At 49.9% G+C, this 25,383-nt stretch carries 27 protein-coding genes and 3 tRNA genes; 17 read left to right on the forward strand and 13 right to left on the reverse strand.

What is annotated here, in order from left to right:
• Positions 1-107: 107 nt before the first annotated feature.
• The 3 genes from truC (at position 108) to P2G53_RS00410 (ending at position 3,090) form a co-directional block, all read left to right on the forward strand.
• Positions 108-929 carry a tRNA pseudouridine(65) synthase TruC gene (gene truC, locus P2G53_RS00400; RefSeq protein ID WP_275812085.1) on the forward strand — a complete coding sequence of 274 codons (822 nt, stop codon included), beginning with the start codon at positions 108-110 and terminating at the stop codon, positions 927-929.
• Between the two features lie 188 nt (positions 930-1,117).
• A complete protein-coding gene (gene mtnN, locus P2G53_RS00405; RefSeq protein ID WP_275812087.1) occupies positions 1,118-1,870 on the forward strand; it encodes a 5'-methylthioadenosine/S-adenosylhomocysteine nucleosidase in 753 nt (250 codons plus the stop codon).
• Positions 1,871-1,914: 44 nt separating this feature from the next.
• Complete coding sequence (locus tag P2G53_RS00410) at positions 1,915-3,090, forward strand: alanine--glyoxylate aminotransferase family protein (protein WP_275812090.1); 1,176 nt, start codon at positions 1,915-1,917, stop codon at positions 3,088-3,090.
• A gap of 37 nt (positions 3,091-3,127) precedes the next feature.
• Here P2G53_RS00410 and P2G53_RS00415 read toward each other — a convergent pair whose 3' ends face one another.
• On the reverse strand, positions 3,128-3,613 hold the full coding sequence (locus P2G53_RS00415; protein WP_345799189.1) for a TlpA disulfide reductase family protein: 486 nt from the start codon (positions 3,611-3,613) through the stop codon (positions 3,128-3,130).
• 90 nt (positions 3,614-3,703) lie between these two features.
• On the opposite strand from P2G53_RS00415, the gene P2G53_RS00420 reads away from it, so the two are divergent.
• Positions 3,704-4,579 carry an NAD(P)-dependent oxidoreductase gene (locus tag P2G53_RS00420; RefSeq protein WP_275812092.1) on the forward strand — a complete coding sequence of 292 codons (876 nt, stop codon included), beginning with the start codon at positions 3,704-3,706 and terminating at the stop codon, positions 4,577-4,579.
• A 104-nt stretch (positions 4,580-4,683) separates the two neighbouring features.
• Positions 4,684-4,818 carry a hypothetical protein gene (locus tag P2G53_RS00425; RefSeq protein WP_275812094.1) on the forward strand — a complete coding sequence of 45 codons (135 nt, stop codon included), beginning with the start codon at positions 4,684-4,686 and terminating at the stop codon, positions 4,816-4,818.
• A gap of 44 nt (positions 4,819-4,862) precedes the next feature.
• On the opposite strand, the gene P2G53_RS00430 is transcribed toward P2G53_RS00425, so the two are convergent.
• Complete coding sequence (locus tag P2G53_RS00430) at positions 4,863-5,696, reverse strand: DUF1853 family protein (RefSeq protein ID WP_275812096.1); 834 nt, start codon at positions 5,694-5,696, stop codon at positions 4,863-4,865.
• Positions 5,697-5,790: 94 nt separating this feature from the next.
• Between P2G53_RS00430 and P2G53_RS00435 the strand changes: the two genes are divergently transcribed.
• The 7 genes from P2G53_RS00435 to P2G53_RS00465 all read left to right on the forward strand — a co-directional run bounded on the left by P2G53_RS00435 (position 5,791) and on the right by P2G53_RS00465 (position 9,527).
• Positions 5,791-6,096 (forward strand): excinuclease ABC subunit C, encoded by a 306-nt coding sequence (locus P2G53_RS00435; protein WP_275812098.1) that lies wholly within the window; start codon positions 5,791-5,793, stop codon positions 6,094-6,096.
• A 1-nt stretch (position 6,097) separates the two neighbouring features.
• Entirely contained in the window at positions 6,098-7,945 is a 1,848-nt protein-coding gene (uvrC, locus tag P2G53_RS00440; protein ID WP_275812101.1) for an excinuclease ABC subunit UvrC, read from the forward strand.
• Positions 7,946-7,960: 15 nt separating this feature from the next.
• On the forward strand, positions 7,961-8,509 hold the full coding sequence (gene pgsA / locus P2G53_RS00445) for a CDP-diacylglycerol--glycerol-3-phosphate 3-phosphatidyltransferase (RefSeq protein WP_275812105.1): 549 nt from the start codon (positions 7,961-7,963) through the stop codon (positions 8,507-8,509).
• 96 nt (positions 8,510-8,605) lie between these two features.
• Positions 8,606-8,680: transfer RNA gene (locus P2G53_RS00450), tRNA-Gly, on the forward strand.
• Between the two features lie 22 nt (positions 8,681-8,702).
• Positions 8,703-8,776 (forward strand) — tRNA-Cys (locus tag P2G53_RS00455).
• Between the two features lie 22 nt (positions 8,777-8,798).
• Positions 8,799-8,885 (forward strand) — tRNA-Leu (locus P2G53_RS00460).
• A gap of 210 nt (positions 8,886-9,095) precedes the next feature.
• Positions 9,096-9,527, forward strand: coding sequence for a DUF4864 domain-containing protein (locus tag P2G53_RS00465; RefSeq protein ID WP_275812108.1), 432 nt, complete (start codon positions 9,096-9,098; stop codon positions 9,525-9,527).
• A 147-nt stretch (positions 9,528-9,674) separates the two neighbouring features.
• Here the strand turns inward: P2G53_RS00465 and gap are convergent, their stop codons facing one another.
• Positions 9,675-10,682: a type I glyceraldehyde-3-phosphate dehydrogenase gene (gap, locus tag P2G53_RS00470; RefSeq protein WP_275812111.1), complete on the reverse strand. Its 1,008-nt coding sequence runs from the start codon at positions 10,680-10,682 to the stop codon at positions 9,675-9,677.
• Between the two features lie 137 nt (positions 10,683-10,819).
• On the opposite strand from gap, the gene P2G53_RS00475 reads away from it, so the two are divergent.
• The 4 genes from P2G53_RS00475 (at position 10,820) to P2G53_RS00490 (ending at position 13,168) form a co-directional block, all read left to right on the forward strand.
• Complete coding sequence (locus tag P2G53_RS00475) at positions 10,820-11,509, forward strand: DNA-binding protein (protein ID WP_275812114.1); 690 nt, start codon at positions 10,820-10,822, stop codon at positions 11,507-11,509.
• A 155-nt stretch (positions 11,510-11,664) separates the two neighbouring features.
• Entirely contained in the window at positions 11,665-12,114 is a 450-nt protein-coding gene (locus P2G53_RS00480; RefSeq protein ID WP_275812117.1) for a response regulator, read from the forward strand.
• Between the two features lie 91 nt (positions 12,115-12,205).
• A complete protein-coding gene (locus P2G53_RS00485) occupies positions 12,206-12,859 on the forward strand; it encodes a response regulator transcription factor (protein WP_275812120.1) in 654 nt (217 codons plus the stop codon).
• A gap of 27 nt (positions 12,860-12,886) precedes the next feature.
• Positions 12,887-13,168 (forward strand): hypothetical protein, encoded by a 282-nt coding sequence (locus P2G53_RS00490; protein ID WP_275812123.1) that lies wholly within the window; start codon positions 12,887-12,889, stop codon positions 13,166-13,168.
• 443 nt (positions 13,169-13,611) lie between these two features.
• Here P2G53_RS00490 and P2G53_RS00495 read toward each other — a convergent pair whose 3' ends face one another.
• The 8 genes from P2G53_RS00495 to P2G53_RS00530 form a co-directional block, all read right to left on the reverse strand.
• Positions 13,612-14,526 carry a hypothetical protein gene (locus P2G53_RS00495; protein ID WP_275812126.1) on the reverse strand — a complete coding sequence of 305 codons (915 nt, stop codon included), beginning with the start codon at positions 14,524-14,526 and terminating at the stop codon, positions 13,612-13,614.
• Between the two features lie 574 nt (positions 14,527-15,100).
• Positions 15,101-16,780 (reverse strand): sigma-54-dependent Fis family transcriptional regulator, encoded by a 1,680-nt coding sequence (locus tag P2G53_RS00500; protein ID WP_275812129.1) that lies wholly within the window; start codon positions 16,778-16,780, stop codon positions 15,101-15,103.
• Between the two features lie 38 nt (positions 16,781-16,818).
• Complete coding sequence (locus P2G53_RS00505; RefSeq protein WP_275812132.1) at positions 16,819-19,143, reverse strand: FdhF/YdeP family oxidoreductase; 2,325 nt, start codon at positions 19,141-19,143, stop codon at positions 16,819-16,821.
• Positions 19,144-19,167: 24 nt separating this feature from the next.
• Entirely contained in the window at positions 19,168-19,740 is a 573-nt protein-coding gene (locus P2G53_RS00510; protein ID WP_275812135.1) for a formate dehydrogenase accessory sulfurtransferase FdhD, read from the reverse strand.
• Positions 19,727-19,951 (reverse strand): formate dehydrogenase accessory sulfurtransferase FdhD, encoded by a 225-nt coding sequence (locus P2G53_RS00515; protein WP_275812138.1) that lies wholly within the window; start codon positions 19,949-19,951, stop codon positions 19,727-19,729. Before P2G53_RS00515 ends, P2G53_RS00510 begins: the two co-directional genes overlap by 14 nt.
• A gap of 250 nt (positions 19,952-20,201) precedes the next feature.
• Complete coding sequence (locus P2G53_RS00520) at positions 20,202-21,260, reverse strand: aromatic ring-hydroxylating dioxygenase subunit alpha (RefSeq protein ID WP_275812141.1); 1,059 nt, start codon at positions 21,258-21,260, stop codon at positions 20,202-20,204.
• A 529-nt stretch (positions 21,261-21,789) separates the two neighbouring features.
• Positions 21,790-22,734, reverse strand: a complete 945-nt coding sequence (locus P2G53_RS00525; protein WP_275812144.1) for a 2-dehydropantoate 2-reductase — start codon at positions 22,732-22,734, stop codon at positions 21,790-21,792.
• A 60-nt stretch (positions 22,735-22,794) separates the two neighbouring features.
• A complete protein-coding gene (locus P2G53_RS00530) occupies positions 22,795-23,586 on the reverse strand; it encodes an SDR family NAD(P)-dependent oxidoreductase (RefSeq protein ID WP_275812147.1) in 792 nt (263 codons plus the stop codon).
• Between the two features lie 104 nt (positions 23,587-23,690).
• On the opposite strand from P2G53_RS00530, the gene P2G53_RS00535 reads away from it, so the two are divergent.
• Complete coding sequence (locus P2G53_RS00535; protein WP_275812150.1) at positions 23,691-24,590, forward strand: LysR substrate-binding domain-containing protein; 900 nt, start codon at positions 23,691-23,693, stop codon at positions 24,588-24,590.
• Here P2G53_RS00535 and P2G53_RS00540 read toward each other — a convergent pair.
• Together P2G53_RS00540 and P2G53_RS00545 are read right to left on the reverse strand one after the other, a co-directional pair.
• Entirely contained in the window at positions 24,568-24,900 is a 333-nt protein-coding gene (locus P2G53_RS00540) for a 2Fe-2S iron-sulfur cluster binding domain-containing protein (RefSeq protein ID WP_275812152.1), read from the reverse strand. The genes P2G53_RS00535 and P2G53_RS00540 overlap by 23 nt on opposite strands.
• A 14-nt stretch (positions 24,901-24,914) precedes the next feature.
• Positions 24,915-25,340: a tautomerase family protein gene (locus tag P2G53_RS00545; RefSeq protein ID WP_275812155.1), complete on the reverse strand. Its 426-nt coding sequence runs from the start codon at positions 25,338-25,340 to the stop codon at positions 24,915-24,917.
• Positions 25,341-25,383 lie beyond the last annotated feature (43 nt).

Below are 25,383 nucleotides of genomic sequence, written 5' to 3' on the forward strand. Positions count from 1 at the left end.
TATGACTCTGCTCATATATATAAGCATTTTAGTCAACTTTTCAAGGTGCTTTGTCTTATATATTCACCGGCATACAATGGCCGCTGCCCAGAATCTTGGAAGAAATGATGACTGAAACCGCCACCGCCATTGAGGTTGTATATGAAGATGAGCATCTGATTGCCCTCAATAAACCTTCGGGCCTGTTAGTTCACCCAAGCTGGCTGACACCACGTGGCACTCCTAATCTTGCCTCGATACTTAAAGCATATCTCGGTACATCACCCTACACAGTGCATCGGCTTGACCGGCCCACCTCGGGCCTGATCCTGTTTGCCAAAACCAAAACCGTTGCCCAGGCACTTAATGAGACCTTTGCTGAGCACAGGGTCACTAAAACCTATTACGCGGTCTGCAGAGGTTATGTGGAGGGTGAAGGGGTGATTGATTACCCTCTGAAAGAAGAAAAGGACCGGATCGCGGATAAATTCATGTCTGATGATAAACCCGCGCAGGAGGCGATCAGTGCCTATCGTTGTCTGGCGCAGGTCGAGTTGCCCATAGCGGTTGGGCGTTACAGCAGTGCCCGCTATTCACTGGTTGAGGTAACCCCTAAAACCGGCCGCAAGCATCAGATCCGCCGCCATATGAAACATATTTTTCACCCGATCGTGGGTGATTCAAAACACGGTGACAATAAACAGAACAAAGCCCTCAGAGAGCACTATGGTCTCAACCGGTTGATGTTGATGGCGGTGCAGCTGCAGCTGCCACATCCCGTCACCGGGCAACCACTTGAACTGAAAGCGGCATTGGATGCTGAAACCGTGCAACTGTTTCAACACTTTGGTTGGCAGGCGCATTGCCCCGTTTGCAGTGAACCTGATTCCGGACGGTATATTGTCTCAGACTGTGCGGAAGAGGGCATAGACAATACCCGCATCGACTAAAGCAAGGAAAAATCTCTGCTCTTGAGTCTGCGTGCTCAATGCCGGCAGAGTAACTTAGGGACAGGCTCAGAAAATATGGCAAAAAGCAGTGCGGGTTTATTCACACCGATTTATTGATCTGTGTGGTTTTTTTTCATTAGAGGCTATGCTCTAATCGCCCTTTTTAAAATTACAGTGATCCGCAGTACATGAATACTCAAGTGACCCAGGCAAGCAGTTTACTGGCGCGTAAAAACGCGCTGCGAATCGGACTCATCGGTGCAATGGATGAAGAAGTTGAACTGCTGAAAGCATCACTTGAAAACCGTGAAGATCTGCAACTGGCTGGTTATGACTTTCATACCGGTCAGTTACACGGTGTTGAGGTAATCCTGCTCAAATCAGGCATCGGCAAGGTCAATGCTGCCATTGGCTGTACACTGTTACTGCAGCACTTCAAGCCGGATTGCGTCATCAATACCGGTTCAGCGGGGGGATTTGATCCTGCGCTGAATGTCGGTGACATCGTGATCTGTAACGCGGTTTGTCATCACGATGTGGATGTCACCGCTTTTGGTTATGCCCCGGGCCAGGTGCCAGGCCTGCCGGAAGTGTTTTTGCCGCACCCTGAACTGGCCGATCTGGCTGAGCGCTGTATTGCCAACATGGCAGGCATGCATACCTGTCACGGTCTGATCGCGACCGGCGACCAGTTTATGCATGACCCTGAGCGGGTAGAGAAAACCCGCGCGCTGTTTCCTAACCTGACAGCCGTTGAGATGGAAGCCGCTGCCATTGCCCAGACCTGCTATCAGTTTGAGGTGCCTTTTATCATTATCCGGGCACTGTCTGACATTGCAGGTAAAGCGTCCAACCTCTCCTTTGAACAGTTTTTACACGTGGCAGCCAAGCATTCTGCCGAAATGATTATTTCTATGATTGATGCAGCCGCCAAGGGCTGATACAACTAGCCCCTGCAGAATAATAAAACAGGGGCTGTACTTTCATGATTACCTCGTTTCACCCACCGGCACGTACCCTTATGGGGCCGGGTCCTTCTGATGTGAGTCCTCGGGTTCTGGCCGCCATGGCCCGTCCCACCATCGGTCACCTTGATCCTGCGTTTATCGAAATGATGGACCAGATCAAGCAGATGCTGAAAACCCTTTTCAACACTAATAATGAACTCACCATCCCGGTTTCCGCGCCCGGATCGGCCGGAATGGAAGCCTGTTTCGTTAACCTGGTTGAACCCGGTGACAAAGTGATCGTCTGCCAAAATGGTGTGTTTGGTGGCCGCATGAAGGAAAATGTGCAGCGTTTTGGTGGCGAAGCCATCATGGTGCAGGACGCCTGGGGCACACCGGTGGATCCTGAGAAAGTACGGGCGGCGTTTCAGGCGCATCCCGATGCCAAGATTCTGGCCTTTGTGCATGCAGAAACCAGTACCGGCGTTCGCTCTGATGCGCAGCAGCTCTGTGCCATTGCGAAAGAGTTTGGCGCACTGACGATTGTCGATGCAGTGACCTCTCTGGGCGGCATTGAAGTCGATGTAGATGGCTGGGGTATCGACGCGATTTATTCCGGCACTCAGAAATGCCTGTCCTGTCCACCTGGTATTTCACCCGTTAGCTTCAGTGCACAGGCGGTCGCCCGCGTCAAAGCACGCACTACGGCTGTCCCCAGCTGGTTCCTGGATAAAAATCTGGTTATGGGATACTGGGGCGGTTCAGGCAAGCGCGCCTATCACCATACCGCGCCAATCAATTCGCTGTATGCCCTGCATGAAGCACTGGTCATGGTGAACGAAGAAGGCATTGAAAATGTCTGGGCCCGCCATGAAAAACATCACGCAGCACTGCGGGCAGGTCTGGAAGCCATGGGTATTACTTTCCTGGTGGATGAAGCGTCACGCCTGCCACAACTCAACTCTGTCCGGATTCCGGACGGTGTGGATGATGCTGCGGTCAGAACCGCGTTGCTGCAAAACTACAATCTGGAAATTGGAGCAGGGCTGGGTGATCTGGCGGGCAAAGTCTGGCGCATTGGTCTGATGGGCGCGGCTTGTAACCAGCGTAACGTAATGCTGTGTCTGGATGCGCTGGAGAACACCCTGCAGGGTATGAACGCACCGATCAATCTGGGTATGGCTGCTCAGGCAGCACTGGCAACCTACCGCTGAAACAGAAGCCCCCACTGAGATGTGGGGGCAATCTTGATTAAAGTAGTGATTTTAACTGCTGAATCGTTTTATCGCTGTCCCATTCACGACCACCCAGTACGGTCTCAACCTTGGTGCCGCTGCGGTCATAAATCAGTGTGGTCGGTAATCCACGCAGACCGAGTGTGCCAAAAGACAAACCCTGCTCATCCAGCAGAATAGGGAAGGTCAATTCGGTATCCAGTTCAAGCAGAAATGCTGAAACAGCCGCATTGGACTCACCTGCGTTGATGGCCACAATCTCAAACGGTTCACCCTGCATGGCTTCTCTCAAGCGCTGCATGCCTGGCATCTCTTTGATGCAAGGAGGACACCAGGTCGCCCAGAAATTCAGGACAACAACTTTGCCCCGGAACCCTTCAAGCGCCACCGAGTTTCCGTCGGTATCAGGAAAACTGTAACTGAAAATATCTGCATCCTTGGCCTGGAGCGGCATGCTGAGCGATAGGAAGAGTAAAGGGATGAAAAGAAGTGCAGATCTCATAACGATAAGAACTCGAACTGGGTTTGGGTCAGGGTTATTGTTTTATACTCAGATCTTACCCGGTCAGATTGGTTCAGAGTGGAAATAAAAATGAAAGTAGCATTTATCGGACTTGGCGTCATGGGTTTCCCTATGGCGGGTCATCTTGCTCATGCAGGACATACGGTGTGTGTGTATAACCGCACACCGGCAAAAGCCAGAACATGGCTTGAAACCCACAAGGGCAGCATGGCAGAAACCCCGGCAGCCGCCGCACGGGATGCATCGATCGTGTTTACCTGTGTTGGCAATGACGATGACCTGCGCTCTGTAGTGCTGGGCGAAGCGGGTGTCCTTGCGGGGATGCAACAGGGTTCAATTCTGGTGGATCACACTACCGCCTCGGCTGATGCCGCAAGACAGTTGGCAGCTGAGGCTGCAAAACAGGGTGTCCAATTTATTGATGCACCTGTTTCAGGCGGCCAGGCAGGAGCTGAAAACGGTGTACTGAGCATTATGTGTGGCGGTGATGAGTCACCTTTTACGCAAGTCTCAGAAGTGATGAAAGCGTACGGCCGAACCATAGAACGGCTTGGCGATGTCGGCTCAGGCCAGCTGGCAAAAATGGTGAACCAGATCTGTGTCGCCGGTGTTTTGCAGGGCCTGGCTGAGGGTGTGCATTTTGCCAAGCAGGCCGGTCTTGATCCGTTGCAGGTGTTTGGACTGATACAGCATGGCGCGGCTGGTTCATGGCAAATGGCGAACCGTCACCAGAGTATGGTGGAGGGACGTTACGATTACGGCTTTGCGGTAGACTGGATGCGCAAAGACCTGAACATAGCCCTGTCTGAAGCGCGTCGTAACGGCGCACAGCTGCCCGTTACCGCTCTGATCGATCAGTTCTACGCTGACCTCCAGCGCCATGGGGCGGGGCGTCAGGACACATCCAGCCTCCTGCAGCGGCTTGAATCAGATAATAACCATTAATAAAATATGGCTATTATGTCCCATTGGTTAATAGACAGACAGTATTAAGGCCGTATAATGCGCCGCAATAAAATTTTCTAACTATTACCCTTGAGGACAGTTCTATGGATAAGTACAACCTGATTTCGGTTGCACCGAGCCTGGCCATTGTGGTGGTCATGATCGTTGGCACTTTTGTTGGTACCCGCGTACTGAAAAAAGTAATCGCCAAAGACGCCGCAGCTGCTGAGAAACAGTAAGCTGCAGCAGGGCCGCTCAGTCAGAGTGGCCCTGAATCTTTTCATTACCAGTGATCTGGTACGATAAAGCCCCGGTCTTTCTCAACCCAGTGGTTTCCCCTGAAATCACCCCGTGATACCAGTACCGGACGCGTCACTGTTTCAAGCCAGCTTCTTAACCCTGCCATCCCAAAACTTTCTTCACCTTTCACTGCCAGCCAGAAAGGCTTTTGCAGCGGCATAAACTGTAAATCTGAATCGGTCTCACACAGTTTCTGAACATCCGTCTGCCTTAACCACCATCCCTGCCAATGATCCGGGTTAATCTCTGCAGCAAGTTCAGCCGGACAGCCTCCCTCCCAGGGATGAAACAGATATCCCTGCATCAACAGTACCCGTTGGTGAACAACCAGATTGTGCGATGCCAGCGTAGTCTGCGCCATAGGATGAGCATCGATCGGCAGCTGGTGATGGATGATTCTGTGGTATTTCAGATCCAGCCGATCAGCTTTGCCCGGGCCAATAAAATCACTCAGCTTGCTGCCGGTTCCAACCCTAAGATAAAACTTAACCGCACATTCCAGATGAAATGCACTCCCTGAATAGCGGCCAATAAAGTCCAGCTCGCCCAGCGTATTTTTATCATTTTTTATTTGTATATTTCTTTTTATATCTGATACTTGAGATGATTTATTAAATAAATATTCAAGTAAATTTTCGTAGTAAAAACCCAGCCTGCGGGGTGTTTCAATATCAGGATCTACATGTGAGTTGAGGAAATTAAACTCTTCTCTGAGATCCGCCAGCCAGGCGGCTCCATCAAGCAACTCCGGTTGAGAGGAAACATTCAACAGGCTTGGGCAGCTCAATACCCATTCCAAATCTGTGGACACCGTCATAGAATAAACCTGTACGTGAATGGCATGGAGTCTCTGCCGGCTTTCCCGCAGATGTCATCGCCGCGCCTTGATAATAGAGAATAACACTATGGTAATGATCCATCACAAGGGCACTGACCTGCCCCTGAATGAACAAGATCGTGAAGTCATGATGTCCGAATCTGACATCAATAACATTCTGGTCAACGGCGCTCAAATCTCCCTGACAAAACTGCGTCGGGCTCAAAATACCGACGCAAGATTGTGTTACTACGCTGAAATCGGTGTTTACCTTGAGGTCTCTCTTTCTCGCGGTGCCGGGATTACCGAAGAAACCATGAATTCTCTGCAGGAGATTCATCGCCTGGCCACCCATGAATACATGAATAGCCACAAACAAAAACGTAAAACACCCGCCTGACGTGACTGACGCTGTAACGCCCGAAACCTTTGATGCCAAGGCTTTTCTGTCACGTTTGACCCGCCGGCCCGGCATCTATCAGATGTACGATCAGGCCGGGGCGCTGCTCTATATCGGTAAAGCAAAAAATCTGCGCAACCGCGTTTCCAGCTATTTCCGCTCAACAGGCCTGACGGTTAAAACCCGTGCATTGGTTGCCAAAATTGCTGATATTCAGGTTACGGTTACCCACAGCGAAACCGAAGCGCTGCTGCTTGAACAGAATCTGATCAAACAATACCGTCCGCCTTACAACATTCTGCTGCGCGACGATAAATCCTATCCCTATATTTTTATCTCCGATAAGCAGGCCTATCCCGCTGTCAGATTCAGTCGTGGCACCAGCGCCAAGGGTGGCCGCTATTTCGGGCCTTTCCCCAGCGGTGGCGCTGTGCGAGAGAGCCTTAACCTGCTGCAGAAAGTGTTTCGCATTCGCCAGTGCGAGGAAAGCTTCTTTAAGAATCGCTCCAGGCCCTGCCTGCAATATCAGATCAAACGTTGCACCGCGCCCTGTGTCGGTCTGATCAGTGAAACAGAATACCGTCGCGATATTGAGCACGCTGTGATGTTTCTTGAGGGTAAAAACCAATCCCTGACGCAGGATCTGGCGGATCAGATGGAGCAGGCCTCACAAGACCTGGCCTTCGAAAAAGCCGCCCAGCTTCGCGATCAACTGATTGCGCTGCGTCAGGTACAGGAGCAGCAATACGTATCCGGCATGCAGGGAGAGGCTGATGTGATTGGCTGTGCCATGCAACCGGGTGGCACCTGCATACATATGCTGTTTATTCGTGGCGGCCGAATCATTGGCAGTAAGACTCACTACCCTAAAGTGGCGCTTGAAGAAGACCCTGCCAGTGTCCTGACGGCATTCTGTGCCCAGTGGTACCTCAGCGGCAGTCGGGATATTCCACCCTATGTGATCACCTCCGAAGCCTTGCCAGAGGATGAGCGAGACCTGTTACAGGCGGCACTGCAACAGCAGCGCAGTAAAAAAGTCAGCATTACACACGCCGTCAGAGGGGATCGTGCCGGTTGGCAAAAACTCGCTCAGACCAATGCCGAACAACAGCTCAGCAGCTTCCTGGCCAACAAACAGCAGATCTACAACCGTTACCTTGAACTGCAATCGGTGCTGGCATTGGAGCAAACCCCGCAGCGCATGGAGTGTTTTGATATCAGTCACAGCTCCGGTGAAGCCACTGTCGCCTCCTGTGTTGTGTTTGATCGTAATGGACCTGTTTCTGCCCACTACCGCCGCTTCAATATTGAAGGCATTACACCGGGTGATGACTATGCCGCAATGCATCAGGCGCTTGAACGCCGTTACGCTCGCCTGAAAAAAGGCGAGGGCGCCTTACCGGATATTCTGCTGATTGATGGTGGCAAAGGACAGGTTACCCAGGCCATGGAAGTGCTTGATAGCCTGTCGATTGATCAGGTACTGGTGCTGGGGATTGCCAAAGGCGCCACCCGCAAAGCGGGCTTTGAAGTGCTGATCTCCGGTGACAGTGGCGAAGAGTTTGTGCTGGAGGGTGATTCACCTGCATTGCACCTGTTGCAGCAGGTCCGGGACGAAGCACATCGGTTTGCCATTACCGGCCACCGCAAACGTCGTGATAAGGCACGCCGGAAATCAGCCCTTGAAGATATACCCGGCGTTGGCGCCAAACGACGTCGCGAACTGCTTAAACATTTTGGTGGTATTCAGGAAGTTCAGCGCGCCAGTATTGAAGAAATTGCAAAAGTCTCTACCATAAGCCAAACCCTTGCGGAGGCGATTTATGCCGCCCTGCATCCTGACCCCTAAAGGCCTTCGCTGTACATGAAGATCCCAAATATACTGACGCTGCTGCGTATTTTGTTAATTCCAGTGTTTGTTCTGCTGTATTACCTGCCTGTTGAATGGGCCGGGTTAGCAGCCGGAGCTGCATTTGGACTGGCAGCGATTACTGATTGGTTTGATGGCTATCTGGCACGGAAACTGGACCAGGCTTCGCCGTTTGGCGCGTTTCTTGACCCTGTCGCCGATAAGTTGATGGTCGCCATTGCACTGGTGATGCTGGTAGAAACTTTTGCGTCGCCTTGGCTGACTATTCCGGCTGTTGTGATTGTTGGTCGTGAGATTGTGATTTCAGCTTTGCGGGAGTGGATGGCGGAAGTAGGGCAGCGAGCACATGTCGCCGTATCCTATATCGGCAAACTCAAAACCACGCTACAGATGATCGCCATTCTGATGTTGCTGGTTTTTACACCCGGGACCACCCTTTCATGGGTCGGTGTCGCAGCACTTTATTTGGCTGCCGTTCTGACAATATGGTCGATGATTCAGTATCTTAGAGCTGCCTGGCCAATACTTTCTGAAGATATTTGAGTGCGCTAAGTGGTTAATCTTTAAGCAAAAATAAATAGTATTACAGTGTTGACATAGAACCATCCGTCTCTATAATACGCAGCACTTATCTGCGGTGCGGGAATAGCTCAGTGGTAGAGCACAACCTTGCCAAGGTTGGGGTCGCGAGTTCGAGCCTCGTTTCCCGCTCCATATTACGCAGATAAATCTAAAAGGCGCGGTGGCAGAGTGGTCATGCAGCGGACTGCAACTCCGTGTACGCCGGTTCGATTCCGACCCGCGCCTCCAGTTCTAAAGAACAGATCCATTCGCCCGAGTGGTGAAATTGGTAGACACAAGGGATTTAAAATCCCTCGGCCAGTAGGCTGTACCGGTTCAAGTCCGGTCTCGGGCACCATTCACCCTCACGCGTATTTATCTAAAATCCCTACCCAAAACCTTTTAAGCCTCTCCGCTTTTCTGCGGTTTCGTATGCATGGCTGTTTATTCGCACCTATAGTTCATCGAGGAACTTGCGGCAGCACTGTTTTGAGTGCGCAGTATCGCCCAACTGATCCTTACGCGCTGAATCACGTACAGTGATAACTATGCGACAGGAGTTTTAGGTATGCGAGAGTTAAAAATGCTGAGCCAGAGTTTGCTCCTGGCCATCTGTCTGAGCACGAGTTCTGCGTTCGCAGATACGATAATCGACATCGAAGGAGAAGCTGCACGCGCTACTATCAGTGGCCAGATCGCAGCGTTTCTGAAGAATGATAATGAAACCGCTTATTCCTATGCGGCGCCCATTATTAAGCAGCAGTTCCCTAATGTAGAGATCTTTATGCTGATGGTCGTGCACGGCTTCCAGCCGGTCTGGAAACCAAAGAATTATGCTTTTGGTAAAGCGATTCAGATTGGGCCGGAAGAGATTATGCAGCAGGTTTTTCTGACCGGGCCTGACGGTAAGCCTTATGAAGCCCTGTACACGCTGACAAAACAGAAAGAGGGCGACTATAAAATTTCCGCCGTCCGGATCATCGAAGCGACTGCAGCTTGAGCAGTATCGCTGCTGTCGAGATGGGAACATTCTTTGAACGTAAGTGAAAGGGGGTAAATACTCTACCTCCCTTCCACTGTGCTTCGGCCTCATTTCAGCAGAGTTAACGTCAACTGAAGTACTCAGCTTAAATAGATGGACACTCAGTTAATCCAGTCGCCCGATAAACGCAGCCATATCCAGCATCCGATTAGAAAACCCCCACTCGTTGTCATACCAGCCAAAAACTTTTACCAGTCCGTCACTGACGAGGGTTTGAGTGGCATCAAAAATACAGGATGCGGCATGGTGGTTAAAATCCACGGATACTAATGGCAGATCACTGTATTCAATAATGCCGGCATATTCCCCCTCAGCAGCCTCCCTCATCAAGTGATTCAGAGACTCCTTGTCCGTTAACTTACCGGGTATGAATGTTAGATCCACCAGTGAGACATTGGGGGTCGGCACGCGGATAGCCAAACCAGACAGGCGCCCATTCAGCTCTGGCAATACAAGTCCAACTGCAGACGCGGCGCCTGTCTTGGTTGGAATCATGGACAACGCCCCAGCACGAGCCCGATGCAGATCTGAGTGGTGAGTATCCGTTAAGTGCTGATCATTGGTGTAGGCATGAATCGTCGTCATGACGCCTTGTTCAATACCAAGTGCTTCATGCAGTACCTTTGCCATTGGCGCAAGGCAGTTGGTCGTACACGATGCATTGGAAATGATTCTGTCCTCTAGGCTGAGCGACAGGTGGTTAACGCCATAAACAATGGTGGCATCAGCCCCAGCAGCAGGTGCAGATACCAACACGCGCCGCGCTCCCTGCTGTAGGTGTATTTGCGCCTTCTCTTTGGAGGTAAATCGACCTGTGCATTCCATCACAAGATCGATTTCAAGCTCAGCCCAGGGCAGGGCATGCGGGTCTGCTTCACTCAATACTCTAATGTCGTGGCCATCGATGCAGAGAAACCCATCTTTCACCTCAACCTGATAACCAAAGCGGCCATGAACGCTGTCAAACTGGGTCAGGTGAGCATTAACAGCCGCATCCCCTAAATCATTAATTGCCACCACCTGAATCTCTTCGGTGCGACCTGCTTCAAACAATGCACGCAGTATATTTCTGCCTATCCGACCGTATCCGTTGATCGCTACTCTGACAGTCATAGAGACATCCTCAGCTAAGTGTTTGTTTTTTAATTCAGCATAGAAGAGAAAAAGCAAACAACACAAGCAATTACTGATGGCATTTGTAAATTCTTACGCCTAAAATACATATCATATGATACATATTGGATATCAAAATGAGCAAAAAAGGTGATACGCAAAGTCTGGTAAAACAAGCGGCAGATGCGCTGCTCCATGAGGGTGTGCGACCAACACAACAGAACATCAGAGAGCGCATTGGCAGCGGATCAATCACCACCATCAACAAAGCGTTAAACCAGTGGTGGCAAGAACTTGGCGAGCGCCTGAAGGCCAATACGTCGCACCCGATGATTCCTGACCCGGTTGCTGAAAGCGCCAGCAAACTCTGGCACCAGGCGGTTGCTTATGCGGATGCGCGATTGGAAAAAGAGCGCCTTGACCTGGAAAGTCGCTACCAGGCACAAGTAACCGCACTTGAGCAGCACGAGCAAAAAGATGAACAGGAGTTAAAGCAACTTCGCGAGCAATGCCTGTCGCTGCTACAGGACAAAGAGCGCCTGAGCGATGAGAAATACAGATACCTTAAACAGATCGCAGACCTGGAAAACCAACTCCTGAAAGCCAGCAGTGAAGCCGGCGCGCTGAAAAGAGATCTGAAGCAGCAAGGAATAATGACCGGCAAAGGCAGTGGTGGTGATAGTGTTGAAGCGTTTATTGAACAGCAGGTCACCAATAGATTCCTTAAAGAAGAAAATAAAACGCTTAAAAAACAACTTGATGTAGCCATAAATGAGAATGCGGCTTTAAAGTACGAGCTTGCGCGGCTTAAACAGGCAAAACAATAAACCATCCGACGCTACCCTGAATTTTCTCTAACTCATTGCAATTTATGTGTTTTTTCTGCCTAATGAGAGTCATGCTTCAGCATCCTGATTGGCGCTGAGATCACAGATAAGATCGGCCTGGAAATAAAATTAACAGCCCCGCTTAAGTGATTGTTATGGATATACTTTTATCAGACAAACCCAGCGCAGACGAAATCATAGAAGCGCTCCAAAAATGCGGCATTGACGATGCTGTGTGCAGTAAAAGTGAACAGGTTTTTCAGCAAGCCAAGATTCTTCTCGTCAAACATAAGCTTAGCAACGTGACCGTTCAGCTCCTTGATTCTGAAGGTTATGCTATCCGGCAAGTTACCAGCAAAAAGCGCGGAGAAGGGCGCCAGGATCAACTCACAGACCGTCAGATTGCGGTTATTAAAGCCCTTGAAAAAGTGCTGCATCACTGCAAAAAAGAAGGCATTCAGCTGGTTGGCTATAGCGACGAGCTTGTAGCCTTGCCTGCCCATATCAGTAATGAAGAAATATCCAGCGCAGGTGCTCTGGATATTAATAGCTTTGGTGTATATCAGGGTGCAGACGCACTGATTTACTCTGAAGAAACAGAGTAATCAGCCGAAACCAAAGTAGGAAACCAATTGCCAGCTTGATGTGGCATAGTTGCCATAACATCCACTCCACAGGAATGCCGACATCACAACCATGAACGAATGCATCAGTGTCCTGCTAGTTGATGATCACCCGCTTGTAAGAGCTGGTTTTCAACGCATGCTAGCAGCTGATAGTCATATTGTGATCAAAGGGGAGGCGGATAACGCCAAGTCAGCCTGTGAGATGTATAACACGCTGCACCCGGATGTCGTGATTATGGATCTCAATATGCCTTCAGGCATGAATGGTTGTGACGACTCCGCTACTCACAACGCAGGGCTTGAGGCCATTCGTCGCATTCTCGCACATGACAATCAGGCAAGAGTTCTGGTTCTTTCAGCTACTGATTCAGCGCCTTTTCCAAGCCAGGTAATCAGCGCCGGTGCGCGCGGTTATCTAACCAAACGCTGTGCCGGTGATGAACTGCTTAAAGCGGTGCGCAAAGTATTTTCAGGCGAACAATATTTAGCGGATGGGCTTGAAGGCATTAATGAAGAATCTCCATTAACTTCTTTAACTAAAAGAGAATTTCAAATTTTCTCTTTATTGGCTGAAGGCAAAAGCGTCAGCCATATTGCTGAAGCCATGTACCTCAGTCCCAAGACCGTACATGCGCACAGAGCCAATCTATTCAGGAAGCTAAATATCAAAAGCAATGCTGAACTTATTCATATTGCGATACGTCTTGGTATTGTAGAGACCTGAAATTTTTTCTGCACGGAGGTTTCCGGGATGGAAGGTAACGACTTTACCGAATTGCTGCTGGAAACCGCATTTCTCTGGCAAGAGATCTCTGTAGGCGATCGCGTCATGCTTGATGCTGATCTCTATGACGAGCATGCCGTCAAGCTTAAACGCAACCATCCTTATCAGGTAGTCGCCAAACTTGAAGCCAATCCGCTTGAGAAATCGCTTCTGGTTGTCGAATCTGATCTGACGGGTGAGCTGGTGCAAGTGCATCCCGCGCTTATCTGTAGCTACCAGAGTGCGATCACGCCGTTCACGCTGTCATAACCCCAGAACGTATTTGATTGCTTTACAGGGCAGTAATTGCATCTCTTTTTTTCATATTTTATCCATCGTATTTCATTAACTAAGCAAGTACCCACTAAGCCCTAAAGCACTTAATATCGTATTTGTACTTATTAATACATATACGCATAATGTATATTATGTTAAATATAAACAATGGCGCGACAACTACAGACACGTGAACCTATATGTTGTTTTGAGATTCAGATGACTTTCAGTCCAGTTTAGTGAATCTTCGGGTGTGATTATCGCGCGGAGGCTTCGTAGATTTCTTTTTAGCGGGCTAAGGCGACACAAAGTTCAACGCAGCTAACGGGTCTGCCCTAATACCAAGGGGGATCATTTGCAGCACAATGGGTAGCTAGATCTATTTCGCCAGCAAACGCAAAGCTTGCAGATCTAGCTTTATCCCTTATGAAGCCAAGTCATGAAAGCAACTCGCGAATCGAGCGCTTCCACTTTTTGTCATGAATTATTCTGGTGTGACCTACATCCCCATTGATAATTTCATTCTTGGTCAATGTGGAAAGAGCCTCCCAGTTGTCGCCGAAAACATATGTAGCGTTGTCCAGATGGATGCTCTCAAGTAGATAAATCTTCTTTGCGCTAAACCCGTAAACAAAATAACCGCTAAAGCCAGCTCTACCCGTAGCCAAGAAATCCGGATTAAACTTTGAAATATGTTCCATCCTTGATTCTACAACCAAGCGCTCTGAGTCTTTGAGCTTTCCTGTAACCTCTCCTACTAGTCCTTTGGTTTTAGACCATGGGTAGCTTCCTTTTGGCAGTATCTCCCAGTGCAGTTGCTTGAGCTTGGTTCCTGCAATCTTGCCGCTATCTATATCAAGAATCTCAAATTCACCAAAGCACTCTAGCATGATGTTTGAAAGATGAATTATTCGCTTTTCATCAGTCTTCTGCAGATCAATCATGTCAGTCACGATATACATCGCATCACCACCATTAATCTTGCAAACAGTTAGCTCTTCTTCATCAGCAGGAATATATTCTCGAGGGTATTTATCAATGTATCTGGTTTGTATGCCTGAGTGCTGATATCCATGCCAATCAGTCCAGCTGGTGTGAAATGAAACTGGCTCAGGCTCTTTCGGGAGATCTTTCCTTACCACCTGCCTTCCAAGCGAATTGGCTTGTGTGGCCTTACCTAATGGCGCAGGTATGAGATAGTCGCCAATGCTTGGGTTCTCATCAAAGCCGACATCTCTGATTTTATCTGTATTGGACGGATCTATTCTGTAGGCTAGCTGAATTCTGTTGCTATTCTTAGCTGCTGCGATAATTTTTGTAATCGATCTTACGGATTTCCCTTTGATCTTCATAATGGTCAGAATCCTTTTCTGATGACATATTTGTTGATCAATAAAGCTACAGATGTTCGTTTTTTTCGCAACTGAATATGGCTTAATTAGCTTCAAAAATTGCCTCTTCTTTAGTTTTTATTATTATTATAATCAATAAGATACAGTTACTTTATCAGGCATATTTTAAATCGCGAAATTCCATAAGTAGTGGACACTAACAGGCGAGATTCACATTATCCCGGACAGTAGTGATTTTTTATTCTGAACACCCTCCTGCAACCCCGCAAAACATGCGGCTCTTCAAATTCATTTATTCTGAAAACAACATATACCACCTGCTTAGGGCTCAGCCTACATCTCTCTTGTCACGTGGCAGGACTGAATAATAAAGCAGTAACCTTGTGCTCTTTTTCACACTACCAGCTCATAAGTGTGTCTTCGTTTTGAATCTTCAGTGAGTCTCAACGCAATACACAGCAACATTGACTGTAATCATCATGATCCATTCTTAGCGATAACTAATGTTAAGCTGGCGCGCCCTAGATGCCCTTCACGATCGTGTTAATAACGATTGAAACACGAAATAAGCCTTTCAATTACCCTGTTTTCTTTTTTTAAGGCGGTATTCGAATTGTCCCCGAGGCATATTCAGTAATCTTGCAGCAGCGGACAGGTTGCCATCTGCCTTTACCATGGCCTGATTGAGAATCTGCCGTTCCAGACCTTCAAATGACTCAGTATTGGCAAGCAACTGGTCTATCGCATGTTCAGTTTGATCCCCTTCTTCTACAGAGAGCGAGTTCGACATCGCCTTGAGACTCGCCTCTGTAAACTCGCGACAGGAGAAGAGATGCTCGATATCGAGGCTCTCCCCGTCTTCAGCCAGAATCACCGCCCGTTCACAGATATTTTCCAGCTCCCTGACGTTGCCCGGCCAGGTATATTCCAGCATGGCATCCACCGCTTTTTTGGTTACCCCTTTGATCTGTTTCTGGATCTGTTCGGCATAACGGTTTACAAACAGGTTTACCAGCAGCGGAATATCATCTTTCCTCTCCCGTAGTGGCGGAATTTCAATGGGGAAGATATTTACCCGGTAATACAGGTCTTCGCGAAAGCGCCCTGCTTTTACCTCCGCTTTCAGATCCACATTGGCTGCGGCTACCAGGCGAATATCGACTTTAATCACCTCGCTGCCACCTACCCGCTCGATTTCCCGCTCCTGTATTGCCCTGAGCAGTTTTCCCTGAGCCACCAGTGGCAGGCTGCTGATCTCATCCAAAAACAGGGTGCCGCCATTGGCCCGTTCAAACTTGCCGGGTCTTGAACTCACCGCGCCGGTGAAGGCGCCTTTTTCAACGCCAAACAGTTCCGCTTCGACCAATTCAGATGGGATGGCCGCACAGTTAATCGAGATAAAGGGCGCCTTTGAACGATGGCTGATGGAGTGCAGCGCTTTAGAAAAACGCTCTTTACCTACACCGCTTTCACCCACGAGCAGCACCGTGGAGTTTGTCGCTGCGACTTTTTTCAGCAGGGTCGCAACCTTGTTAAACGCTCTTGAAGCGCCAACCAGATCAGGCAGTGCGTTGCCCTGAGTATCACGCTGGCCAGACAGGATTGTAGCTGCATCCTGTCTGGATTTAGGCGCAGAGATAAAGTCTTCGATCTGCCAAAACGCCAGATCATCACTCTGATCATCACCCTCCTCCAGCGGCATCCCGATAACACGACAGTGCTTGTGACCCATGGCCGTGCATTCGATCTCTTTCCATTGAATTGGGCGACCCATCACCGTGGTGGTGTAACCGCAAGCATAGCCTGTCATCATCCAGCAGGCAGGCGAACCGCTGACGCCAAAGTGTTCCAGATGCGCATCCGCTTCCCAGGAGTGTTCCCAGTAATAATCGCCCCAGAATTCACCGGTCTGTTCATCAAACTGCATCCGGTCCACTGCTCGGTTGAGCACAAAACCTTCGCTTTCTCTGATTTTGGGACCATACGCAAACAGCTGTCCGATATCGGTAATGCCATAGACTTCCCGCAAACGCCGGGCATCTTCAGTACCCTGCTGATAGCCAAGCCGGGTGAAAATTTCGCGGGTTTTCTTCAGCCCCAGACGCTCGACCAACTCTTTGCGCAGCGAGCCAAGGGAGAAACCATGCAGCAGCAGCATGCGTTGCCCCAGCAGGTGAATCTCACCTTCCGCCGGGTTCGGTTCGATCAAGGCTGGAGAGTCCAGCTTATTGAGGTCTTCAATGATTTTTTTCATAACCAACCTTGCTCACCGTTCAGTATCTGCATGACAGCCTAAGAGTCCTTGGCAATCCAGGGCGACTCATACGCACTCAACTCTACTGCAATACTCTTAGCCGTGGGGGTCAGACTGCCCTGCCCGTAACTCGCTAATGGGATCAGAGGGTTACATTCGGGATAATACGCAGCGAGATTGCCACGGGGAATATCATAGGCAACCAGCCTGAAGCCCTTCACCTCACGTACGGCGTCATCTTCCCAGTGTGAGCGTAGCGTTATCAGCTGGCCCTCGGTGAAGCCAAGTTTCGCCATATCCTTAGGGTGAATAAAAACAACTTTACGCTCACCCGAGATCCCCCGATAGCGGTCATTCATGCCGTATACGGTTGTGTTGTATTGGTCATGGGACCTTAGGGTCTGCAAAATCAGACGCTTTGATTCGCCCTGTTTGCCTACCGCATCAGAAAGTGGCGACAGAGGCAGTGGGTGGCTGTGCAGTTCCAATCGGCCGGTCGATGTTTGGAAGCGGCGTTCACGTACCGGGTTACCCAGATAAAAACCACCGGGTTCAGTGATCCGGTTATTAAAACCTTCAAACCCAGGAATGGTAGCCGCAATAAGATCGCGAATCTGACGGTAATCTGACCCAAGCGCCTGCCAGTTTACTGGCCAGTTTCCTAACACCGCATGGGCGATTTCAGCGATGATCCATGGCTCTGAACGCATAGACGCGGACAGCGGCTCAACAATACCAGATGAGGCATGCACCATGCTGAAAGAGTCCTCGACTGTCACCTTTTGCGGCCCAGTGCTCTGCTGATCTATGTCGGTCCGGCCCAGACAGGGCAAAATCAACGCTTCACGGCCTACAGCCAAGTGAGACCGGTTGAGCTTGGTGCTGATCTGCACGGTTAATTCGCATTTAGCCAGCGCCTGCTCGGTGATGCTCGTATCGGGCGTTGCTCTGGCAAAATTACCACCCAGTCCAATAAACACTTTGCTCTCCTGACTGAGCATGGCGGAGATCGCTTCAACCGTGGCGTGTCCTGCATGACGTGGTGGTTTGAAATTAAAATGCTGTTCTAGGCTGTCGAGCAGATCACTGCCTGGACGCTCATTGATGCCCATGGTCCGGTCACCCTGAACATTGCTGTGCCCGCGAACCGGACACAGGCCAGCACCAGGTTTACCCAACTGACCTCGCAGAGCCATCATGTTCACCAGCTCGTGAATAATCGATACCGAGTGATAATGCTGTGTCAGACCCATCGCCCAGGTTGCGATCACCTTATCAGCTTGCCTGAAGATATCCGCAGCCGCCTGAATATCAGGTTTTGACAGGCCTGACTGTGCTTCAATATCCTGCCAACTGGTGGCAGCGACCATGGCCTTATAATCGTCAGCACCTTGGGTAAACTGCTCAAGAAAAGCGTTATCCAGCACAGAGGAACCCTCTGCCGAGTCAACTCCCAGCTCCAGCAGATATTTCACCATGCCTCTGATCGCTGCCATATCACCCCCCAGTTTAGGAGTCAGATACAGGCTATGCATGGTAGTGGCAGATTGAGTCAGCATCTCAACCGGATTTTGCGGATGCTGAAACCGCTCCAACCCGCGCTCTTTCAGGGTATTAAAAACGACAATTTTAGCGCCGCGTTTGATTGCATTGCGCAGGGTATCCAGCATCCGCGGATGATTAGTCCCCGGGTTCTGACCAAACACAAAAATGGCATCTGCAAGCTCAAAGTCATCCAGCGTAACCGTGCCTTTGCCCACACCAATACTGCTGGTCAATGCCACGCCACTGGCTTCGTGACACATATTGGAACAGTCAGGAAAATTATTGGTACCAAAGGCTCTGCCAAACAACTGATACAGATACGCCGCCTCATTGCTGGCACGCCCTGAGGTGTAGAGTTCAAGCTGATCAGGGTTGTCCAGTTGCTTAAGGTGCGAAGCAATCAACGACAACGCGGCATCCCAACTGATCGGCTGATAGCGATCTGATTGCGGATCGTAGCGCATCGGCTCGGTCAGGCGGCCCTGATATTCCAGAAAATAGTCAGACTGCTGCCGCAGCCAGCTCACGGAATAGCGCTCAAAAAAAGCAGGGTCAACGCGTTTTGACGTCGCTTCCCAGGTTACGGCTTTTGCGCCGTTTTCACAGAAACGAATTCGGCTTGGATGATGATCCTCACCCCAGGCACAGCCGGGACAGTCAAATCCATCCGGTTGATTGGCCTTCAGCAGGGAGCGGATGTTGACTGCAGGCTGTTCGCTTTTAAACAGAAATTTCAGCGTACTGCCCAACGCGCCCCAGCCACCGGCGTAACCCATGTATGGAGGTTTGGCAAAATAATTATTATTGTTGTTTGTCATAAAGTTTCAGCAAGAATTTGATTATTATTGATTTTTACTAAAGATCCGCACCTCACCCTGACGCGTTTGCTGAATCAGATTTAAGCCATGCTGTTGCGCCATCATCACTGCCTGATAACTAGGACTGGAAAGATGCACTAAACATCCAAGGCCTGCATTGATCGCTTTGTAGACCAGCTCAACACTGCTTCGACTGCTCATCACAATGCTGTGTTCAGTCAGATTCAAACCTGAATTCAAACCATAACCAATCACTTTATCCATCGCATTGTGACGCCCGATATCCTCCTGAATGGTGATGATCTGCCCCTCTCGATCGAGCAAAACTGCAGCATGCAGGCCACCATGAGGACTTTGTTGTGACTGCCAGTCATCAAGTCGCTGATGCAGATCACCGAAGCTACTCAACGATGGCATAACCCGATCATCCAGTCTGTTCAGGCTGGGAAATACCTCTGCAAGCTGTTGCGTACCGCACACACCGCAACCGGCCATACGGCGGGCAACAGCACGACTGCGGTAGTGATGAGAGGCACGGCTGCTAAGGGTAATATCCATAACCCAGCTGGTCAGGGTCGATACCTCAACCTTTAGCATTGTCTGGCCGTTCAAAGTGGATATCACGAATCTCGTCGGGGTGATTAATAACCCCTTCACTGAAGAGAAAACCGGTGGCGAAATACTCAAGCGACAGAGGTGAAACCATCATCACGACATGAGCGACCTGATTGATGGTAATGGCCAGAGCCACCTCTTCAACCAACGCAGTTTCGATGACCGCATTATCACTGGCCTGAGTGTATGGCATGGTTTGCCGAGAACCTGATTTCATCTCAATTAAGTCAGCCTGCTGGTTAGGTAGCACCCCAGATTCCTTTTAATCAACACCCCTTCGGGTCGTTTAATCCCTTAATACCGGTAATTAAAGCTAAGCCCATATGACCAAAGCAGCAAGATATTTATACTGATTAAACTTAAATAAATTCTTATTAATCAATTATTAAAAAACATATTTGCAGACTTTATATCGCCCTGAGATTCAGGGCGGACAATCTGATTCAGGCTGACTCGGCTTCAATCATTGAGCGTAGTTTACGCCGTACCCGGATGCCGCCGGCATCACTGGAGAGCAATACCGGATTCAATCCCAGAAGGTCGATACCGCCCATTTCACGCTGCTGCGCTTCAATCACCGGTTTGTCTTCAAGGGTGAACGCCTCAATCATGCCGTCCATCTTGGCTTTGTTGTACGCCGCATCATCCATCATGTAATTACGGGTAGAGGCAAAAAAGTAGTGTGTGGTGGTGGCGGATTCAGGCGTCATGATATGGAAGTCATACAGCACCAGACCGTCCTGATGATAATCTTCGGCATCCTGCACAGCACCCACTGTCAGTTGCATATTGGACGGTGCGTGCCATACCACTTCAAAAAACTGATTCGCGGTATCTTCTGGACGTGCCAGATTTTGCGCAAACAACAGCATGGCCGGGTCTGCCAGCCAGTCCCAACGCACCGTAATATTATCCCCGGCCTCACTGACCTTTGGCAGCAGTGGACTTAACTTGCCATTGGTATTGATCAGCGGACCGTGCAGGTGATCAATATGAGACAGATCCATAATGTTGTCCGTGACCAGCTCATAATTACATTTGTTATGCATGTACGTGTGGGCAACAGCACTGTCAGGATTACGGGTCAGACAGGAACAATCCATGATTTTGCTGGGGTCTGCTTTATCCTGCTCCCCCATCCAGATCCAGATAAAACCATCACGTTCTTCCACCGCATAGGTATTCAGTTTGCATGCCTGTGGAATTTTTCCGTTGCCATGGGGGTTATTGGTGCATTCACCCTGCGCATCAAAGGTCAGGCCGTGATAGTGGCAGGTGACGGTATCCCCTTCACGCTTGCCAATATTCAGAGGCGCAAACCGGTGTGGGCAGCGGTTGCTCATGGCGACTGGCTTACCTTCTAACGTGCGGTAAAACAGTACGGACTCCGACAGGATAGTTCTGGCAAAGAGTTCTTCACCGACGATCTCCTCACTCAGTGCCGCAACATACCATGCGTTCTTCAAAAAGCGGTAGCCATCGGATGTGATGATATTTTCCATTTTTATTCTCCTCTATCCGTTTGTATTGCCAGGATCTCTGGGCAATATGTGGATCGGTGTTGTGGATGGGTCGTGCATAGGAATGACAGGCATGAATAAATCACGCTGCCTGAATGACTTAACGCGACGAATAAAAACGGCAGGACGCAATGACGTGAAAAACACCCACAAGCATATGCAGGACAGAGCCTGCCTGTAGGACGTTTACGGCTTAGATGTTCGCCTGAATGGCGAGGGTCTGCGTTATCTTCTGACCATATAAAGCGAATAGTCAAAGACATCCATATTATTTTTATTGTCAGCATGTTTTTTATATTTATTGTTTTTTAACTGCTTACAGCAGAGAGCATGCCAACAACCAAATAAATTTTATAACATTGATTTTATTGGTTTATTTTTTATATCTAAAAAAACGACTGAAAATCATCACCGGATATTTGTCATTTAATGAAATTATTCAGCAAACAATTTCATCAAATCTTTAAACAATTAAAGGCATTATCGGGTGCCATTATGACACCTCACCCGGCTATTCCCTTTCGGCGATTTTAATACCGACCAATCGATCAATCAGTGCAGTCATGGGGGCAATCTGGCCCACTGACTGATGTTTTCTGATCACCACGCCGCTGATCGCATCCCGTTCCAGCGGGCGGCCTTTTTCATAGTCCACCAGCATTGAGGTTTTGATGGCATCAAACTGGCTGATAAGTGTAAACATCTCATCAACATCGGTCTGGGTCAGATCGACCCCTTCAATCATGGCTGCCGCAGCGGTTTCCTGCATGATCTGATACACACAGGGTCCGAGCACCGAGTCTGAAGTAATCTGGCGGGTATCCAGTCCGGTAACGACGGAGAGCGGATTAACGCCGTTATTGACCAGCAGCTTACGCCACAACTCCTTGCGTATATCCGGACTCAGCTTGGCATCAATGCGCGCATCCTTAAACACAGCGAGTAACTGGTCCAGAAAAAGAGCGCTGGATTCTCCAGACTGGCTGGGCCACTGACCGAACACCACCTGCGCCACGCCCCGGGCCTCAACCACACCCGGCGCAATAATATGCCCACCGATACGCACCGCCAGTCCACCCAGCGTGCGTTCATCACCCAGCACGCGCGCAATCTGGGTTTCGTTTTCCACCCCGTTCTGCAGCGACAACACAGGACAGTGCCCCACCTTAAGCCAGTCCGACATCTCAGTCAGTACCTGATGGGTCACGGTGCTCTTCAGGGTAATGATGATAAGGTCATACTCATCACAGACATGTCCATCGCGCCAAACTTCCTGGCTCAGCGCAGTGACCTTCTGATTAAACACCAATGACTCATGGGACAGCGACAGGCCCTGTTGCTGCAGCGCCTCCAGATGGGGCCCGCGGGCAATGAAGGTGACCGCATGTCCGGCTTCAATCAGACGTGCACCGTAATAACAGCCGATGCCACCGGCACCCCAAATTGCAATCTTCAACGACAGACTCCTTAGCCTATACCTGCAGCACGCATATCAGCTTCAGGTCTGATCGCCTTATCAGGCGATCGACTCGACGATACCACCCTCGACTTTCAAGGCCGCACCTGAGGTGTAACTGGCCTGCGGGCTGGCAATATAAACACACATGCTGGCCACCTCTTCTGGTTGCGCAAAACGCCACAACAGGGTTGATGGACGGTTTTCTTGCAGGAACACAGCCTGCATCTCCTCTGCAGAAATACCGCGCTCTTCTGCCAGTGCTGCCATATAGGCTGCCACACCTTCAGTCAGGGTCGGCCCGGGCAAAATAGTGTTAACCGTGACACCGGTTCCGGCCAGAGTTTTCGCCAGACCTCGGGACAGTCCCTGCATCGCAGCTTTACTAACCCCATAATGCAGCATGTCCTGTGGGATATTCAGTGCAGACTCACTGGAGATAAACTGAATACGACCCCAGCCACGGTCTTTCATCCCCGCTGCATAATACCGGCTGATGCGCACACCGCTCATGACATTGGTATTGAGCATGGCCTCCCAACGTTCATCGGTCAGGGTAAAAATATCACCCGGTTCATAGATACCGAGGTTATTAATCAGAATATCCGCCGCTGGCTCGGCCTGGGTAAGCGCGAGGCATCCCTCTGCGGTGCTCAAATCAAACGCGTGGCCACGTGCGCTGCCGCCCATTGTTTGAGACAGGTTTTGCAGTGCATGCTGCAGTTTCTCTTCACTGCGACCGCAAATAACCACGTCGGCCCCCGCCGCTTTTAATCTCTGAGCGATGGCCAGACCGATCCCCTCTGTGGCACCGGTGACGACAGCTGTTTTACCCGATAGATCGATATTCATCATTTCACTCCTGAACAACAGATTGGGTTATCGAAGGATTGACAACCGGCAATCAAAATACTTAAAAGGTATTAAGTTGTATTTCTTAAAACCTCTGGTGACTTATGGATCTGCGTAAACTGCGTTACTTTATTGCTGTAGCTGAAGAGGAGCATATTGGCCGTGCCGCCATGCTGCTGAACATCTCTCAGCCACCTCTGACACGTCAGATTCACCAGCTTGAAGAGGAACTGGGCGTTGCCCTGTTTAACCGTACTCCCAAAGGTATGGAGATCACTGAAGCCGGTGCCATGTTTCTCGATGAAGCGAAAAACATCTTTGCCTTGGTTGAGCAGGCCACTGAGCGAACACAACGTGCCGGTGCTGGCCGTCTGGGTCGATTAGATGTCGCCATTTTCGGTTCAGGTATCCTGGAAACCATTCCCAAGGTTTTACTGGCGTTTCGTCAGCGCTTTCCAGATGTGAAGGTCGTGCTTCATACCATGGATAAAGCTGCCCAGATCGAGGCCCTGCGTCAGCGCCGTATCACCGTTGGCTTTAATCGCCTGCTCTCACCACTGCCTGACATCGCATCTGAAGTGGTGACCTCAGAGAATTTATTGTTAGTGGTGAATGATAGTCACCCTTTTTCTAAGCAACAATGTGTTGATTTTAATGACCTGAAAGCGCAGCCCCTGATTCTGTTTCCCAATCAGGGTCGGCCTAACTTTATTGATCGGGTCAACAAACTCTGCCAGGAAGCCGGGTTTACGCCAACGGTCTCGCAGGAGGTTAACGATGCGGTCACCGCCGTGGCGCTGGTGGCCAGTGGCTTTGGTGTCTGCATTCTGCCGGAATCCGCCACTGCTCTGCAGTTGCCAGGCGTGTCATATGTCCCACTCACGAATATGCCAATGGACAGCAAGGTCGACCTGAGCTGCATCTACCGTGATAACGACAAGTCACCTTTGCTTAAATCATTCCTGACCGTAGTCCGGGAGTTCAAGAAAGCTCAGGCGGAGTAGTTTTGCAGCCCCGGCCAAATGAGGCCTTCATTTTGCCGATAACCCGCAGCGTGATAGGTGACTGCGGATTGATACGGCAGGCCAGTACCCTGCCCTCAGACAGATCGTCTTCATTCACATGACAGCGGCTCATTGCCAGTGGCTGATATTCGCCATCCAGCACTTCAACCTTGCAAACACCACAGGCACCGCCCCGGCAACCGGAGGGTATGCCACGACGACCCAGCCGAAACATACCATCCAGAACAGACTGAGCCTCATCACACAGGAAAGACTCGTCGGTATCCACAATCTCGATCAGATGCTTCATTATCCAAGCTCCAATCAGTTTGTCGCTGCCGCAGCCGCCCGATCTGTAATCTCCTGCTTGCGCATCTCCGCCGCTGGAATACCACCAATACTCCAGTCATCCGGATCGATCTGGATGATTCGGCCACGCACCACGCTCTGTTCTACAGACAACGCAGACGCAACCAAACGTGAGAATCCCAGCATCAGTTCATGGCGCTGCTCTTTCGGACGACCACTGAGGACAATCGCTTCAAAAAAAGGTGCACCTTTATGGCCTGGAGTCACCGGTTTACCGGCTACGCCCAGTGCATTGGCAGGATAATAGTTGATAAAAACACGTACCCGCTCCATCGGGGCACTGAGGACACGGGAATAGAGTTCAGACGCATCTGTAATGAGCTGAGCGGCGTCGGCCTCACTGCAGGACTGCTCAGCAAGGTGAAAGGTAACAATTGGCATATCGACTCCTTTATTATTGTTAGCGGGTCGGATCAGCTTTGAA

The organism is Neptuniibacter sp. CAU 1671 (assembly GCF_029222905.1).
Classification (GTDB): Bacteria; Pseudomonadota; Gammaproteobacteria; order Pseudomonadales; family Balneatricaceae; genus Neptuniibacter.